This is a genomic window from Chryseobacterium oryzae, assembly GCF_022811665.1.
Classification (GTDB): domain Bacteria; phylum Bacteroidota; class Bacteroidia; order Flavobacteriales; family Weeksellaceae; genus Chryseobacterium; species Chryseobacterium oryzae.
Genome location: NZ_CP094529.1, coordinates 753,175 through 769,985 on the forward strand (window position 1 = coordinate 753,175; position 16,811 = coordinate 769,985).

A 16,811-nucleotide genomic window follows, 5' to 3' on the forward strand; every position below is an offset into this window, starting at 1 on the left:
CTTATTTAAAAGTATATTTAAACTAACAGAAAACCTCCTTCAACTGAAAGAGGTTTTGTTATTTAAATCTGAGAATTATTCTATTTCACAGAAATTTCATCTACAAAAATATACGCTTCACCGCCTGCGCCTTGGTGCCATTCTGGAAGTTTACCATAATGATAGGCTTTTACTTTTAAGAATCGGGCTTCGGTCGGCAAAATATCCGTTGAAAAATCTTTTATCTGAACTTTTTCATCTTTAGGATCGATATTATTTTCTACAGTTTTCAGAAGAATAAATGTTTTTCCGTCCATTGAGGCATAGTATTCTACTTTTTTAGGCATTAAAATCCATGCACGGCTGTCTTGTAGATAAGTTGAAGAAATATGGCTGATTTGTTGTGGAGACAGGAAGTCAATAACCGCTTCAAATGTTTGTCCCTGATAACCTTGCCATTCTCCTTTTCTCCAGTTGACATCACCATTTATTCCGTCAATAATCGCAAGTTTTCCACCTGCTGTATACTGAGGATGAACATTTGCATTAATTGTTACGTTCCAATGGTTAGGTCTCCTGTTGAAATTTGAAATGGTAATTCCGCTTTTCTCGCCATTTCTTTCTGAATATGCCGAAACCTGAGTAGTTTTACTGATGATGAATGGTTCTTTATATAGTTTATACGTTTTTTCAGTATTTTTATCATCTTCATCCCGTGTTATGTAGTAAATTTTGTCTTTTTCATTCAAAGGAGTTATTTTAACCTGAGAGGTAAAGTCAAAAAGTCTGTCTGCTGCAATAATAGGAGAAGCTGTTTGCTGAGGATATTTTAGATCTTTAAATGCTTTTACATTTTCAAATCCTAAATATTTAAGCTCATTTTTGGAGGTGTTTTTCGTAATTGTTTTGATGGTTCCGTCTTCCAGATGTATTTTAATTTCATCAAAATAAGGCGTTGTAGTCTGCCATTCCGAAAGTCCGGGTGTCACGGCATAAATTCCCATTGCGCTTAAAATATACCATGCACTCATTTGTCCGCAATCTTCATTTCCTATTAATCCGTCTGGCGAATTTTTATAGAAATTATCCAGTATATATTTATTTTTTTCATTGGTTTTTTCAGGCTTATCAACATAATTGTAAAGATAAGCGATGTGATGGCTTGGCTCGTTTCCCTGTGCGTATTGACCGATTAAGCCTGTAATATCCACCTGTTCTCTACCTGTAGTTTTATCGGGTGCCGAAAAAATACCATCAATAAACTGCTCGAATTTTTCTTTCCCGCCGTGTGCCTCAATTAATCCCGGAATATCCTGCGGAACAAAATAAGAGTAATGCCATGAATTTCCTTCTGTGTAATTATTATTCACTTCTCTCGGGTCAAAAGGTTCATACCAGTTTCCGTTCTTTCTTGCCTGCATAAAACCATTGTTCGGGTTGTAAAGGTTTTTCCAGTTCTGAGAACGTTTCATAAAGTATTGATAATCTTCTTTTTTACCTAAAATTTTCGCCATTTGAGCAATACACCAGTCATCATACGCATATTCTAATGTTTTGGAAACACTTTCATGCTCGTCATCAATGCTGATGTAGTTTTTCTGCTTGTAAGCGTCTAAACCAAAAATATCCTGCATTGCAGAGTTTTTTGCGGCTTCATAAGCCTTTTCGTAATCAAAACCTGTAATACCTTTTGCCATTGCGTCTGCAATTACAGAAACACCATGATAGCCGATCATACATTCGGTTTCGTTGGAAGCCAGCTCCCAAACCGGAATTCTGCCGCCCTGTTCTCGTTGTTTAATGAACGTATTGATAAAATCTGCTGTTCTTTTTCTGTCGATAAGCGTCATTAATGGATGTGCAGCCCGGAATGTATCCCAAAGTGAGAAAACAGAGTAGTAGTTAAAATCTTTAGCATAGTAGAATTTGTTATCTCTGCCTCTGTATTTTCCATCCACATCCATATTGATGTTAGGCTGCGTAAAGACATGATACATTGCGGTGTAGAAAATTGCCAGTTTGTTTTTATCGTCAGATTTTACTTCAATTTTAGAAAGTTCTTTATTCCAGTCTGCAGCTGCTTGATTTTTTATCGTTTCAAAATTGTCAGTTTTTGCCTCTGCCAGAAAGTTTTTGGCTGCACCATCATAATCTGTAGGTGAAAGACTAACTTTTAACAATATTTTTTCACCTTTTTTCACTTTCGAAGAGAAAGCGAGAGCCAGCTGTGTACCAGAATAAAAATTATTTCTCTGAGTTCCGTTTGCAATTGTAGAGACAATTTTCATGGGTTTAGAAAACTCGATTCTTGCATAAATGTATTGGTTGGTAGCCCATGCTTCACTTCTTCTGAAAACTTCAATCGTTTTATCGTCGATAATTCTTACTTCGCCTTCCAAAAGTTTATCACGATGATTTAAGTCTAAAATAATATTGGCAACACCTGCTTTATTGAATGTATATTCATGATAACCGACTCTTGCTGTAGCTGTTAAGCGAACATCTATATTGTGCTTATCCAATTTAACAGAGTAAAATCCTGCGGACGCTCTTTCGTTTTTATGCGAAAATTTTGATGAATAATCTTTTGGGTTAAAGCTTGCATTTCCCATAGTTGGCATAAGCATAATATCCCCATAATCGGAAACTCCAGTACCATTAAGGTGTGTATGAGAAAATCCGTAAATCACCGAATCGGAATAATGATAACCACTGCAACCATCCCAGCTTCCGTCAATTCTTGTATCCGGAGAAAGTTGTACCATTCCGAAAGGCACGATAGCTCCTGGAAAAGTGTGACCATGACCACCAGTTCCAATAAAGGGATTTACATATTGCGAATAATTTTGCGAAAATACATTATGACTAAGCAACCCTAGAAGGATGAATAAAAATTTCTGCATGAGTTCAAATTTAAAATCGTCCTAAAATACTACAATATTTTGTTCCACAAAAGATTTTGTCTATAGGTGTGTTTATTGATTCTAAATAATTAAAATTTCCGTAAATTTGTACTCAATTTATATTTGTATGTTGAATAAAGAAAAGGTTCAGAGTTTCCTTAAAGAAATAGAAGTAGATGATTTGGTAAATAATTTTCAGATAATGGGGAATGATGTGTATATTGATATGACTGCACATTCGCCTGCCATGCATGAAAAGAAAAAGCTTGAAGCTGCCATGAAACAGGCTTTTGCCAGTGAATTTGGAGAGGAAATTAATTTAAAGCTTAAAATTGTATCTCCTGAACCAAGCGAAATTCAACAAAGTCAAATTAAAGGGAAACAAATTCCTGGAATTCAGAATATTATTGCTATCGCATCAGGAAAAGGGGGAGTAGGGAAGTCTACTGTTTCTGCGAATCTTGCGGTAACTTTAGCCAAAATGGGTTTCAAAGTAGGTTTATTAGATGCAGATATTTATGGTCCCTCTGTTCCTACCATGTTCGATACAGAAGGTCAAAAGCCAATTTCTGTAGAGATTGATGGTAGAAATTTAATGAAGCCAATAGAGAATTATGGCGTGAAAATGCTTTCTATCGGATATTTTTCGGGAGCCAATCAGGCGGTAGTGTGGAGAGGTCCAATGGCTTCTAAAGCGTTGAACCAAATGATTAGAGATGCTGCTTGGGGAGAATTAGACTTCTTATTGATTGATCTTCCTCCGGGAACGGGAGATATTCATTTGTCTATTATTCAGGAAGTTCCGGTTACCGGAGCCGTAATTGTAAGTACACCTCAACATGTTGCTTTGGCAGATGTTAGAAAAGGTATTGCAATGTTCCAGATGGAAAGTATTAATATTCCGGTGCTGGGATTGGTAGAAAATATGGCATATTTTACTCCGGAAGAATTACCGGACAATAAATATTATATCTTTGGAAACCAGGGAGCACAATATCTTGCAGATGATTTGGGAATTCCTGTTTTAGGAGAAATTCCTCTTATTCAGAGTATCAGAGAAGCGGGAGATGTCGGAAGACCTGCAGCATTACAGGAAGGTTCTAAGATTGCTGAAATTTACACTGAAACTGCTAAAAAAATGGTGGAAAGTCTGGTAGAAAGAAATAAGTTTTTGCCACCTACTGAAGCTGTGAAAATCTCAACAATGGCAGGTTGCTCACCAAAAAAATAATTAAAATAATTTCAAAAATAATTTTTGAAAACCAAACTCAAATATGGAAATAAAAACCACCCACGAAGATACAGTAACCCGAGTTATAGAAGCTTTAGACAGTATTCGTCCTTTTCTGAATAAAGATGGGGGAGATATTGAGTTGATTGATGTGAAAGATGAAACTGTTTTTGTAAAACTTTTAGGCAATTGTTCGGGCTGTTCTCTTAATTTTTCTACATTAAAATTAGGTGTGGAAAATACTATTAAACAGCATGCTCCCGAAATTGAAAAGGTAGTAAATGTAGAATAAAAAAAATACGATATATTTTTTTAGACAGATCTCTTGAGGTCTGTCTTTTTCTTATAAAAAAAGCCGCAATTATAAAAACTGCGGCCGAAAATAATAAAAACTATAAATTGAAAAAACTATTTAGTTAAGAAATGAGTCAATATTTCATTAAGTTGCTTAGAGTGTGTTACATTTAGACCGTGAGGAGCACCTTCAATGGTGATAAAATCATTATCTGAAATACCTTTTGCTGCTTGTTGTGCAGAGGTTTCAATAGGAACAATCTTGTCATTGTCACCATGTACAATAAGTGTTTTTACATTAATATTGCCAAGTTCTGGTCTAAAATCTGTATTTGCCCAGCTTTCTGCACATTTTATAGTTGCAATAGGTGATGCTGATGATGCAATATTCCAGTCATAATCCAGTTGTTTTTGGCTTACCGTTTGAGATAGCATTCCGTAGCCATAAAAATTTTTATGAAAAGATTCTAAAAAAGTAACACGGTCGGTTTTAAGGTTTTTCATTATTTCATCCAAATCATTTTGAGGTACACCATCAGGATTATCATCTTTTTGTTTAACTAATGGAATGATAGAGGATATGAGGGCAATTTTATCAATATTTTGCGAACCGTAATTGGTAATATATCGAACTACTTCGCCTCCGCCCATAGAAAACCCTAAAAGAATTACATTTTTTAATTCCAATTGAGAAACTAATTCATGTAAATCGGCAGCAAGACCATCGTAATCATATCCATCTAATGTAGGGGTAGATTTGCCAAATCCTTTTCTGTCGTAGGTTACTACTCTGAAGCCTAAGTCTAAGAGAACCGGTACCTGAAGCTCCCAAGATTTTCCGCTTAACGGCCATCCATGGATTAAAATAATCGGTTGTCCCGATCCGAAATCTTCATAATAAAGCTCAAAACTTTTATCGTCTTGTTTTTTAATATAAGGCATATATGTATTTTTTGGTGTAATATATGGTACACAAAATTTAAGCCATTAAAATATATTGTGGTATATTTAATTTTTTGAAAAATTGTAACAAAGAAACAAACCGCTGTACTAATCATTATAGCTTTTAAAAATATCTTTACTGGAAAAAGAATTTCTGGAGAAAATTAATAAGCATAAAGGGGTTATCTTCAAAATCTCCAAAATGTATATGGATAATCCCGACGATCAAAATGACCTCTATCAGGAGATCATCTATCAGGCATGGAAATCCTACGGCGAATTTCAAAATAGAAGCGAATTTTCTACCTGGCTCTACAGAACAGCTCTCAACACTGCAATAGTATTTCTCCGAAGCGAAAAAAAACGTGGTTTTATACAAAACCAAAATGTGGAAAATATTAATATACATCAGGAATCTTACAACGATACAGATGATGAGAATATGAAAATGATGTATGAAGCTATTTATGAACTCAGTTCTATTGATAAAGCCCTGATTTTCTATTTTCTTGAAGGTTTTTCGGGTAAGGATATTGCACAGCATTTAGGGATTACAGAAGTGAATGTGAGGGTGAAACTGAACAGGGCAAAAAGTAAACTGAAAGAAATTATCGAAAGAAAAAAGTTTTCTCAACATAAATAATACACTATGGAATTAGAGAATTTAAAAGAATTGTGGAACAAAGGAGAGCAGGAGCTTCCGGAAATATCTTTAAAAAAACAGGATGAAATTCATTCGCCTTTGGAAATGATAAGAATAAATATGCAAACTGAATTTTGGATACTACTTCTTACGCTTCCAATGCTGTTAATAGGTTTTCCTTTTGCTACAAAAGATATCAGTATTAGAATAATTTCTTTTTCTATAGCTTTTCTCACATTACTAATAATTATTTATTTTTATTCGAGACTGCTGAAACTGTACAAGTTGCTTAAAAAGAGAGGGGTTAATACAAATTATGATCTTTTTAATATTAAAACCCAGCTTTTGGTTTCCAAGGAGATTTATATATCCTATTATATATCCTATATTCCTTTAGCTTTTTTATCTTGTTTAGAACGCATTCATTTCGAATTCAATTCCGGATATAATATTGCTATTTTTATAGGTAGCTTTTTAATTACAATACTTCTCTTGTGTTTTCTCATTAAATATTGGACGTATTATATGTACGGAAAATACATTCAGCAGGTCGTAGATCTTGTTGATGAACTTAACCGATTGGAGGTGATCCCCAATAGAAAGAAAAATAATTCTTGGTTTGAGCGTTCACAAAAATATTTTATGAAGAAGTTCGGAATTAAAGGCAATGTTCTTAATACCATAATATGGCTAATATCCGTTTATATTTTCATTACTATATTCTTCTTAATTGTCATACTTATCATAGTTTTCATTGGGGAAAAGCTTAATATTATAGACTTGAAAACACTTCTGAAAGCTTTAAATCAAGAATAATAGTGGAATTCTTTAACATAAATAATTGAAATTTAATAAAAATGTAATCGTCTTGTAACATATTGAATGTTTTTGTACTAACTGTAAGATTTAATCAATAAAAATAGTATGAAAAAGACCGTCATTCTTATTAAAACATTAATTTTCTCTTTTACAGTTGGTGTTACTCCTTTTTTAGTTGTAAAAGGTCAGAAAAAACAAAATGTTGAGCTCACTGTAAAGGATCTTCCTAAAAAAATAACTACTTCTGCCTTAGGAAATTTTAGTGCAGATTTTAATGGAAAAAATATTTCATCAGAATATCTAATCAATCATCTTGGAGAATGGTTGGGAGGAAACAACGATCATACTTTTAATCTTATAAATACTTCTGTTGATGAGTTGGGAATTAAGCATTCGTCCTATCAGCATTATTACAAAAATGTAAAAGTAGCCGATGAATTAATATTGCTTCACGAAAAAGATGGCTTGCTTACATTTGTTAATGGTGAATATACTAATGATATAGATATTCCTTTGGGGCAAATTCTAGACAAATCTGAGATTGAAAGCATAGTATCCAAAGATATGAAATTGCCAAATATCACTTTTGCAGAATTCGAAAATGTGATTACTAAAGTATTATCGGATAGAGGAGTGAAGTTATATTCGGCTTCTACGATTAATGCTTTAGCTTTAAAAAATCTGAAAGGCTACACCTACTATGTTGATAATGCTTCCAAAAATATTGTTAAAAAACTGGAAAAAATTCATCATCATAATAATATTAATGTAGCAGAAGCTTCTTCTCTTAAAACGATGAAGCCATTGGTGGATACGCCATCTACAAGCGCAACTTTTTATAAAGGAAATCAGCAGATTACGGTAGATTCTTATAATGGATTGTACCGATTGAAAGATAATGCAAGAAATATTTACACTAGAGATGGTACCAACTGGGATGGAGGCGGTAATACTTTTACCGGAGAATTTACGGGTACAATCACAGAATATACTAGTGCAAGTCCAAATTTTACAGCAAATGATACAAAGCCTCCAGTGGAGGTTCATTGGGCGATGTCTAAAGCTCATGATTATTATGTAAGCAGACATAATAGAAATTCTTACGATGGAAATGGTTCTATTATAAGAAATTATTATAATGTTAATTTTGCACCTGCTAATCAGCCTGCGAGTGGCATTAACGCAGCTGCAGTGGATGTACAGGGTATTGTAGGGATGGTTTATGGAAATGGTCTTTACCAAGGACAAGCTGGATATTTTAATCCTTTCGTAGCGTTAGATGTGGCAGGACACGAGTATTCTCACCTTATTGTAAGCAGAACTGCAAATCTCGCTTATCAAGGTGAGTCTGGTGCATTAAACGAGTCTTTCGCAGATATTTTTGGTGCTTCTATCGAGTTTTATACTAATATAAGCCCAAACTGGACGATTGGAGAAGGAATTCCAAATCCGGCACTAGGTTTTACATTTTTAAGAAGTATGTCTAATCCTAATTCTGGTCCTGCAATATTGGGTTCGCAACAGCCAGATACTTATCCGACCAATCCCACTGTTAGTGGCTCTACACAATATTGGGCATCTACAATTCCAACATATAATGCTAATGGTGAAACGACAAACGATCATGGTGGAGTACATACCAACAGCGGGGTAGGTAATTATTGGTTCTATCTTCTTTCAGCCGGTGGATCGGGAACAAATGATATTGGAAATAATTTTAATGTAACTGGTATTACCATCCAAAAAGCTGAAAAAATCGCCTATAGAACTTTAGCCAATTATCTAACAGCGAATAGCCAATTTATTGATGCTTATAATGCAAGTAAACAAGCGGTTACAGATTTGTATGGTGCAAACGGAAATGAACAGTTGCAAAATGTGAAAGCTTGGTATGCTGTAGGAATAGGAAATGGACTGTTATCTACGTCAGAAATAAAAAATAAGATAGAAAATCAATTGGCTGTTTATCCAAATCCTGTTAAAAATGGTATATTTACTATAGAAAATAATAGCAGCGAAGGAATTTATGAAATTTATGATGCTTCAGGAAAGCTTATCAAAAATAGTGATAAATTGCAGAAGGGTAACAATAAAATTAATGTTACCGGAGTAGAAAAAGGAGTTTATTTCGTTAAAATTAATATTGAAGGATCTATTGTATCTAAAAAAATTGTCATTGAGAAATAATTAATCAGCAATTTAATGATAAAAAACCGGCAAACTATTTAATAGTTTGCCGGTTATATTTTTTTAAATATTGTTATACTTTTAAAGTATTTTAGAAACTTCATTACAAAGCCATTCCAACAATTCTAAATCATCTTTTGTAAAAGGATCTAAAGTATGGGAGTCAATATCAATCTGACCAATATTTTCTCCGTTTTTAAAGATAGGAACTACTATTTCTGCTTTTGTATCTATGGAACAGCTTAAATAATTCTCCTGTAAATGAACATCCGGCACAAGAAAAGTTTCGTTAGAGACGGCGACTTGCCCACAAATACCTTTACCATAAGGGATTATGGTATGATCTGTTTCTGCCCCCACATAAGGTCCTAACTTAAGTTCGTTTTTATCTCCGTTTTTAAAGTAAAATCCAGTCCAGTTAAAATAAGAAATTTCTTGGTCTAAAAGATGACAAACTTTCTGAAGCTTTTCTTCGGTATTATGTTTCGGACTTTCCAATATAGACGAAATCCTTTTTTTTAATTCAGACATTATCAGTAATAATTTTATGAAAACTGTTTTAGAGATAATTCGTTTTTAAATCCGAACATTGCTCTTTCTTTAATCATTTCCGCAACACCTTCCGGTACCTGATTTTCCCATCCGCTCATATTGCAGGCAATTTTTCTGAGAATCTCTCGGGAATAAATTTCCAAAAATTCAGGATTGTAGTTTTTAATGTCTACAATACGGTTGTTCAGCTTAAAATATTTGTATAACTCTTTAAGATTTTCTTCCACTTTCAGATTGTCAGAATCCAGAAGTTCGTGCGTTTCAGGATCTTTGTAAGGATAGAGGTAAACTCTCATTCCGTTTCTGAAAAACTTACCAAATGCTTCCAAAATTCCTCCTGAAAGATCTTTATAATATTTTTCATCAAAAACCATCAGCATATTGTTTACGCCCATTGCAACGCCAATATTTCCGTTGGTGTAATGCGAAAAATAATCAATCAATCTGTAATATTCGGAGAAGTTAGATATAATTACGGTGTATCCTAATTTACCAAGAACGTCGACTCTGTCGAGAAAATCTCTTTCATTAATATCTCCGTCTGCTCGAAGGTTGGATATGGTAATTTCTATTAAAACTTCTGTTTCCTCCATGGTACAGGTTGCATCTTTCAGAAACATATCCATACCGCTGCGAAGCATATCAATATTTACCTTTGTAACAGGTCTGAAACTTCCCCTTACCGCAAAAATATTTTTTTTGTACAAAATATCGGCAGGAAGCATATTATTACCTTCAGAATTGAAGATTACAGCATCGGTCATATTGTTTTTTACAAGTTGTAAAGACATCAGTCTGTTATCAACATAAGCAAAAGCAGGTCCACTGAAATCAATCATATCAATTTCGAGGTTATCTGTCGCAACATCATCGTAAAGAGACTCTATGAGCCTTCTAGGATTATCGTAATAATTAAAAGCCCCGAAAATAAGGTTAACTCCAAGATTTCCTAATGTTTCCTGTTGAAGTGTAGCATCATTTTCTTTGAATTTAACATGAATGACAATCTCATTATAATCCTGATTTTCTTCTACCTGAAAACGAATTCCTACCCAACCATGACCTTTAAGAGTTTTGTCAAAATTAATTGTAGTAACCGTATTGGCATAAGAGAAAAACTTTCTTCCCGGATGATTTTCTCTGGAAATTCTTTCCTCAATTAAAGATACTTCATAACGAAGCATTTTTCTGAGTCTGTTTTGGGTAACATATCTGTTTTTTACCTCTTTTCCGTAAATGGCATCACTGAAATCTTTATCGTACGCCGACATTGCCTTAGCAATTGTACCTGAAGCTCCTCCAGCTCTAAAAAAGTGTCGAACAGTTTCCTGCCCAGCTCCAATTTCTGCGAAAGTACCATAAATAGTAGGATCTAAGTTAATTGTTAATGCTTTTTGTTTAGGAGTTAGTTTCTGATACATTAGGACATTAAATTTTTCGTAAATTTACCAAAATTAAAACAACCTCAAAAGAAATGAAGTTGAAATTTTTAGGAACAGGAACATCACAAGGCGTTCCGGTGATTGGTTGCCAATGTGAGGTATGTACATCAGATAACCCGAAAGACACACGCTTTAGGGCATCTGCAATGATTACTACAGACGAAAACAGGAAAATTCTTATCGACTGCGGACCAGATTTCAGGCAGCAAATGCTTCTTAATCATGAAAATCATATTGATGTAACGCTTCTTACCCATGAACATAATGACCATGTTATCGGTCTCGATGATATGCGCCCTTTAATCTTTAAAAGTGGTAAAAATATGCCTCTTTATTGTATGAAAAGGGTTGGTGAGGAAGTGAAAAACCGTTTTCCATACGCTTTTGCCAATGAAAGATATCCAGGTGCACCCGCTTTTGATCTGCATGAAATAAAAAATGAAAAATTTACAGTTGCAGATACTGAGATTCTTCCTATTGAAGTTACTCATTTTAAAATATCGATTTTTGGATATAAGTTTAAAAACCTGGCTTATATTACAGATGCGGGTTCAATTTCAGAGTCAGAGAAAGAAAAATTGAAGAATCTGGATGTACTTATTTTGAACTGCATCCGTAAGTTCGATCCTCATCCTGCTCATTTTATTTTGCCGGACATCTTGCAGCTTCATAAAGAATTAAAACCTAAAAAATTATTTCTTACTCATATCAGTCATCATTTTGGTCTGCATGATGTTGAAAATAAACTGCTTCCCGACGGTATTAGCCTTGCTTACGATGGTTTAGAAATAAATTTTTAACAAAAACTGAAAAATGTTTTTGAATAGTAAAAAAAGTTTCTATATTTGCACACCGATTTACACGAGCCCAAGTGGCGGAATTGGTAGACGCGCTGGTCTCAAACACCAGTTCTTAGGAGTACCGGTTCGATCCCGGTCTTGGGTACAAAAAACCTCTGAAATCATCTGATTTTCAGAGGTTTTTGATTTTTATAAACTGTTTAGACTGTTCTTTCTGTTTTTTGTTAATTAAAGAAATACAAAAATTAAGTATCTTCGCTTTTTTAAAATACATATAAATGAAAAGGTTAATCTCCGGATTATTGGTCTTTTTTAGCATTCTTTTATGGGCTCAGGAAGGAATTCAGTTTGATGAAATTCCGTTTAAAGATTTGCTGTCAAAAGCAAAAAAAGAAAATAAACTTGTGTTTATTGATGCTTATGCTTCGTGGTGCGGACCGTGCAAGATGATGGAGAGAAATACTTTTCCCCGAAAGTCTGTTGGAGATTTTTACAACAAAAATTTTGTGAATTCCAGAATTGATATGGAAAAAGGAGAAGGAAGAGAAATTGCGGCTAGATTTGCAGTAAGATCTTATCCTACCTATCTTTTTCTTAATGCTGATGGAGAACTTGTAGCTCAAAATTACGGCTACATGGAAGAAAGCGTTTTTTTGGCGATGGCTCAGGATATAAGCTCTCCTAAAAATAAAAAAGGTTCGTTTAAAGAAAGGTTTGAAAAGGGAGAAAAAGATCCTGAATTTCTGATCAGTATTATGAGACTTAATGCTAATGCAGATTACGATTTTGCAAAAAAAGCATCTGAAAGATATTTTACCAACAAATCTAAAACCGAATTACTCAACAAAGAAGAGATTGGATATTTGCTTTTTTTTCTGAAATCTCCGCAAGATCCCAATTATAAAGTATTTGAAGATAGAAAATCTGATATTCTACAATATTTCCCTGAGCAGAATTATAATGATTTTAAAAATCAGCTTCTTTTGGCAAAAATAGTTCAGGAATCTATTGATGAAAATAATAAAAAGATTAATGATGATTATTTTCTTAAAACTGCGGAGCCTATAGTTGGTAGAGAAACTGCACTGTTAAAGCTTAATCAAACCCAACTTGCTTATTACGAACAGAATGCTAACTTCCAAGAATATGCTAAAGCCGCTTTAGAATATTATAAAAATGCAGATTCTTTTGATACTAACGAGCTGTTAAAAGCTGCATGGATTTTTGCGGATCATATTAAAGATAAGTCTTCATTGAAAAAGGCAGCAGAGTGGGCAGAAAAATCTGTAATGAGGGGAGAAACTTCCGAAAATACCTATATTTTAGCCAAAATATATTTCAATATTGGGAATAAAGAATTAGCTAAAAATTTTGCTGAATTATCCAAAGATATCGCAATAAAAAGTGGGAAAGATGCTCACTTAGCTCAAGAATTAATTAATCAGATAAAATAAGATGAAAAAAAAATTTTTTAACATTAAACTTTTGATGACATTTTCGTTGTCATTACTTGCTGTTTTAAGTATTCAAGCTCAACAAACCACCGATAAAACTGCGGTAGAAAAAAAGCTTTATGTAAAAGGAAATGTTCTATTGGCTCCAATCGGTATCGTTAATTTAGGATTAGAAAAACAGATTAATAACAATTTTACAGTTCAGGGAGACGTAGTGATTTCACCGTGGAAATCTTTTTCAGGGCACGAACTTCAGTACTATTCTTTGTCTGGAGAAGGTAGATATTATTTTAATGAAGCATTTCAAGGTTGGTTTGTGGGAGCGAATATTTCTGTTGCAACTTTCGTGCTTCAAAAATGGAATTATTGGAAGGATGAGCCATTTCCTAGTAAAAATGAAGAAGGTGTAACGTATACAAAATCAAATCTTTACCAAAAGGGTTTTTCTGTTTTGTTTGGTGCAACTTTAGGGTATCAGTTTAAATTATCAGACAAATGGAGAATGGAATTGTATGGAACCATAGGTACCTCTCAGGATTTTTACAAAGGATACGATAGAATTTCCGGTAAAAGATATGATGAAGATCCAAACGGATATAATAGAAGTGGAGAGATTATTCCCTACAGAGGTGGTTTAATGATTTCTTATCAGTTGAAATAATTTATTTAAAAATATTATCATGAAGCTATTCGGGAAACATCATCTTATTATATCTGCGATTACTTTTGTAATTCTTTTTTTGATGAATTATATTGGGAACGACGAAGCAGATAAAGTGCAAAGAGCCCTTATGATTGCCGTTTCAGGAGTTATTGGTTTAACCTTGGGTTTAATTATTATGAACAAAGGGAAGAACGATAAAACCCCTCCCCATAATTTTGATTGATTTTTGTTGTTCTTAATGAATATTAGCTCTTGATGTTTTCTTGAGATTCTATTTCTTTAAGCTGCTTTAGGTTTTTGTCTAATCTGCTCATGATGATTCCGTAAACCAAGCGGTAATAAATCCAGATTAAAAATATGCAGAGAATTGTACTAGCAACGATTCCAGCAACAAATCCTGTAAATTCGGAGTTACTGAGTTGGATATGTTGGGTATTGAGTATATAAAATGCAAATCCAGTTAAAACTAAAATCAAAACAATCAGCAAACCAATGTTGGTAAGGATAAATGCGTTAACTGTTTTCTTGAAAGTAATTATTCTGATGATGAACAGTTTAAGATCTTCCTGTACTTTTATTTTGATGTAATTCAGATAAAATTTAACTACAAAAAAACCTGTTACTAAGAGGCTTAAAACTTTTATAAGCAGGTAAATATGATTGAGTTTTGTTTCAAGCTCAATATCTTTTTTCACACCCATTTTTTCTAAAATGGAGAGGAAACTTTCGGAATCATTGCTTTTTATGATGTAAAATAATGCTAAAACCGTAAAAAATAAAAATTCGGCTACACTAATCCAGAAAATATATTTCATGTAGTTGCGCGATTTTTTATTGAGCATTTTCAGAATCTCATTATAATCGTATTTAGGCTGTACAGGTTGTTCCTGCCAGGTTTTCTTAAAGCTGTCTAAATCAAATTCAGGCATGTTTTTCCATTTTTTCTTTAAGTACTTTCTTAAGTCGGTTCATCTTTACGCGTGCATTCACTTCGGTAATTCCTAAATTTTCTGCAATATCTTTATAAGGAAGATCATCCAGATACATCATTACAATTGCTCTTTCTATATTTGGTAAAGTTTTAATTACGGTGTAAAGCAGTGAAATTTGCTGTTGCTTATCATCATCATCTTCCAAAAAATCCCGATGATTAATATCCAGCTCATTGGTTTGAATGCTTTTGGTTTTCTTTCTAAAAAGTGTAATAGCAGTATTCAACGCTACACGATACATCCATGTGGAAATTTTAGAGTTTCCTTTAAAAGAATCGTAGCTTCGCCACAATTGGAGTACGATTTCCTGAAAAAGATCTTCTTCATCTTCCAGAGAATTGGTATAAAGACGCGAAACTTTAATAATCAGTCCCTGATTATCTTTTACAAGCTGCGCAAATTCTTTTTCTTTATAAACCAAAACAAATTTATGACAGCACGAAGATAATAATTTTAATGTAACAATCTAACAATGCAGGAATCTAACAATTTTTAAATAAATTATAACTTCTTTTAGATTGGTAAATTGGTACACTGCTACAGTGTTATATTAAATTGTATCTTTGCAGCCACGAGAAAATCGGCTTGTTGATTCTTACTTCGGTAAGGGTAGGAAAGTCCGGACACCATAGAGCAGCAAAGCGGATAACATCCGTCATCCGTGAGGATAGGACAAGTGCAACAGAAAGCAGGTACAGTTCGGCTGTAGTGAAACCAGGTAAACTCTTTGCGGTGCAATGATAAGTATATCGGTTCTTTTCAGCAATGAAAATAGGGGCGGCTCGTCCTGAAAGCCGAGGGGTAATCAGCTCAAGTTTTGCAGCAATGTAAAACGTAGATAAATAACAGGCACTTTTTTAAAGTACAAAATCCGGCTTATAGGTTTTCTCGTGTTTTTTGATAGTGACGAATACGCAAATTCATTTTCTGATTCCGTATCCGCCACATTTTTTAGAATTGAATTTTCTATTCGCTTTCTAATTTCTTTTTGGCTTCATCCAAACCTTTTCTGTCTTCTTTTGAAAGTTCTGGGAATTTCAAATTCATTTTTTCTAGAGTATCAATAATAATTTGCAGTGCAGAAAGTCTTGCAAACCATTTGTTATCCGCCGGAATTACATACCAAGGTGCTTTATCTTTTGAAGTTTCATTAATGGCTTCTTCATAATATTTCATGTAATCATCAAACAAATCCCTTTCCGGAAGATCAGATGCAGAGAATTTCCAGTTTTTTTCCTGCTCATTAATACGATCCAGAAGACGTTTCTTCTGTTCTTTTTTAGAAACATTTAAAAAAATCTTCACAATTGTGGTTCCGTTATCAGCGAGATGCTTTTCGAAATTTCTGATGCTTTCGTAGCGGTTTTTCCAAAACTGATCATCAAAATCTTTTACAGACTTCCATGTTTTTTCGCTCAGATTATATTCCGGATGAACTTTACATACCAAAACGCTTTCGTAGTGAGATCTGTTGAAAATTCCAATCATTCCCTTTTGAGGTAAAGCTAAATAATGTCTCCATAAAAAATCATGAGAATATTCTTTAGAAGTGGGTGTTTTAAAACTGGTAACATTGCAGCCCTGCGGATTTACACCTCCAAAAACATGTTCTATTAAACTGTCTTTACCTGCGGCATCCATTGCCTGAAGCACAACAAGAAGAGATTGGCTTCCGTCTGCGTAAAGCTTTTCCTGCAATTCGCGAAGTTTATCTTTTTCTTCACCTAATATTTTTAATCCCTCTTCTTTGGTAAGATTACCTTCATACTCGGTAGAAGTTTTTTTTATAGAAAAATTTCCTTTTACAAGAAAATCGTCAGAAAAATTAGTATCCATATTTGCGTAAAAATTAAATGGGTGTTTAGGGTTTCTAAAAGATTTTATGTGATCTTTAAAGTTTGAAATAAAT

The 16,811-nt window shown here is 33.7% G+C and carries 16 protein-coding genes, 1 tRNA gene and 1 other RNA gene; 11 read left to right on the forward strand and 7 right to left on the reverse strand.

Going from position 1 to position 16,811, the window contains the following annotated elements:
• Window positions 1-80: 80 nt before the first annotated feature.
• A complete protein-coding gene (locus tag MTP08_RS03490) occupies window positions 81-2,882 on the reverse strand; it encodes a GH92 family glycosyl hydrolase (protein WP_243577065.1) in 2,802 nt (933 codons plus the stop codon).
• A gap of 127 nt (window positions 2,883-3,009) precedes the next feature.
• Between MTP08_RS03490 and MTP08_RS03495 the strand changes: the two genes are divergently transcribed.
• Window positions 3,010-4,113, forward strand: a complete 1,104-nt coding sequence (locus tag MTP08_RS03495) for an Mrp/NBP35 family ATP-binding protein (protein ID WP_209388898.1) — start codon at window positions 3,010-3,012, stop codon at window positions 4,111-4,113.
• A gap of 43 nt (window positions 4,114-4,156) precedes the next feature.
• Window positions 4,157-4,405, forward strand: a complete 249-nt coding sequence (locus tag MTP08_RS03500) for a NifU family protein (protein ID WP_209388899.1) — start codon at window positions 4,157-4,159, stop codon at window positions 4,403-4,405.
• A 116-nt stretch (window positions 4,406-4,521) separates the two neighbouring features.
• On the opposite strand, the gene MTP08_RS03505 is transcribed toward MTP08_RS03500, so the two are convergent.
• Window positions 4,522-5,349 (reverse strand): alpha/beta fold hydrolase, encoded by an 828-nt coding sequence (locus MTP08_RS03505; protein ID WP_243577066.1) that lies wholly within the window; start codon window positions 5,347-5,349, stop codon window positions 4,522-4,524.
• 130 nt (window positions 5,350-5,479) lie between these two features.
• Between MTP08_RS03505 and MTP08_RS03510 the strand changes: the two genes are divergently transcribed.
• The 3 genes from MTP08_RS03510 (at window position 5,480) to MTP08_RS03520 (ending at window position 8,998) form a co-directional block, all read left to right on the forward strand.
• Window positions 5,480-5,992 carry an RNA polymerase sigma factor gene (locus MTP08_RS03510; RefSeq protein WP_243577720.1) on the forward strand — a complete coding sequence of 171 codons (513 nt, stop codon included), beginning with the start codon at window positions 5,480-5,482 and terminating at the stop codon, window positions 5,990-5,992.
• 6 nt (window positions 5,993-5,998) lie between these two features.
• Complete coding sequence (locus MTP08_RS03515; RefSeq protein ID WP_243577067.1) at window positions 5,999-6,808, forward strand: hypothetical protein; 810 nt, start codon at window positions 5,999-6,001, stop codon at window positions 6,806-6,808.
• A gap of 108 nt (window positions 6,809-6,916) precedes the next feature.
• Window positions 6,917-8,998, forward strand: a complete 2,082-nt coding sequence (locus MTP08_RS03520) for a M4 family metallopeptidase (RefSeq protein ID WP_243577068.1) — start codon at window positions 6,917-6,919, stop codon at window positions 8,996-8,998.
• 81 nt (window positions 8,999-9,079) lie between these two features.
• Here the strand turns inward: MTP08_RS03520 and MTP08_RS03525 are convergent, their stop codons facing one another.
• Window positions 9,080-9,529 carry a GAF domain-containing protein gene (locus MTP08_RS03525; RefSeq protein WP_243577069.1) on the reverse strand — a complete coding sequence of 150 codons (450 nt, stop codon included), beginning with the start codon at window positions 9,527-9,529 and terminating at the stop codon, window positions 9,080-9,082.
• 14 nt (window positions 9,530-9,543) lie between these two features.
• On the reverse strand, window positions 9,544-10,971 hold the full coding sequence (locus MTP08_RS03530) for a TonB-dependent receptor (protein WP_209388905.1): 1,428 nt from the start codon (window positions 10,969-10,971) through the stop codon (window positions 9,544-9,546).
• Between the two features lie 53 nt (window positions 10,972-11,024).
• Here MTP08_RS03530 and MTP08_RS03535 point away from each other — a divergent pair, with 53 nt between their 5' ends.
• From MTP08_RS03535 to MTP08_RS03555, 5 genes are all read left to right on the forward strand, one after another.
• Window positions 11,025-11,792: an MBL fold metallo-hydrolase gene (locus tag MTP08_RS03535; RefSeq protein WP_209388906.1), complete on the forward strand. Its 768-nt coding sequence runs from the start codon at window positions 11,025-11,027 to the stop codon at window positions 11,790-11,792.
• 65 nt (window positions 11,793-11,857) lie between these two features.
• Window positions 11,858-11,937, forward strand: a tRNA-Leu gene (locus MTP08_RS03540).
• Window positions 11,938-12,070: 133 nt separating this feature from the next.
• Window positions 12,071-13,246 carry a thioredoxin family protein gene (locus MTP08_RS03545; protein WP_243577070.1) on the forward strand — a complete coding sequence of 392 codons (1,176 nt, stop codon included), beginning with the start codon at window positions 12,071-12,073 and terminating at the stop codon, window positions 13,244-13,246.
• A gap of 1 nt (window position 13,247) precedes the next feature.
• Window positions 13,248-13,907 (forward strand): DUF3575 domain-containing protein, encoded by a 660-nt coding sequence (locus MTP08_RS03550; protein WP_243577071.1) that lies wholly within the window; start codon window positions 13,248-13,250, stop codon window positions 13,905-13,907.
• A 19-nt stretch (window positions 13,908-13,926) separates the two neighbouring features.
• Window positions 13,927-14,133, forward strand: coding sequence for a hypothetical protein (locus MTP08_RS03555; RefSeq protein WP_243577072.1), 207 nt, complete (start codon window positions 13,927-13,929; stop codon window positions 14,131-14,133).
• 22 nt (window positions 14,134-14,155) lie between these two features.
• Here MTP08_RS03555 and MTP08_RS03560 read toward each other — a convergent pair whose 3' ends face one another.
• Both MTP08_RS03560 and MTP08_RS03565 read right to left on the reverse strand, forming a co-directional pair.
• Window positions 14,156-14,839, reverse strand: a complete 684-nt coding sequence (locus MTP08_RS03560) for a beta-carotene 15,15'-monooxygenase (RefSeq protein WP_243577073.1) — start codon at window positions 14,837-14,839, stop codon at window positions 14,156-14,158.
• Window positions 14,832-15,323, reverse strand: coding sequence for an RNA polymerase sigma factor (locus tag MTP08_RS03565; protein WP_209388911.1), 492 nt, complete (start codon window positions 15,321-15,323; stop codon window positions 14,832-14,834). Before MTP08_RS03565 ends, MTP08_RS03560 begins: the two co-directional genes overlap by 8 nt.
• Before the next feature lie 151 nt (window positions 15,324-15,474).
• Here MTP08_RS03565 and rnpB point away from each other — a divergent pair.
• Window positions 15,475-15,797, forward strand: an RNA gene (rnpB, locus tag MTP08_RS03570) — RNase P RNA component class A.
• A gap of 71 nt (window positions 15,798-15,868) precedes the next feature.
• On the opposite strand, the gene MTP08_RS03575 is transcribed toward rnpB, so the two are convergent.
• Window positions 15,869-16,738, reverse strand: a complete 870-nt coding sequence (locus MTP08_RS03575) for a PPK2 family polyphosphate kinase (RefSeq protein ID WP_243577074.1) — start codon at window positions 16,736-16,738, stop codon at window positions 15,869-15,871.
• Window positions 16,739-16,811 lie beyond the last annotated feature (73 nt).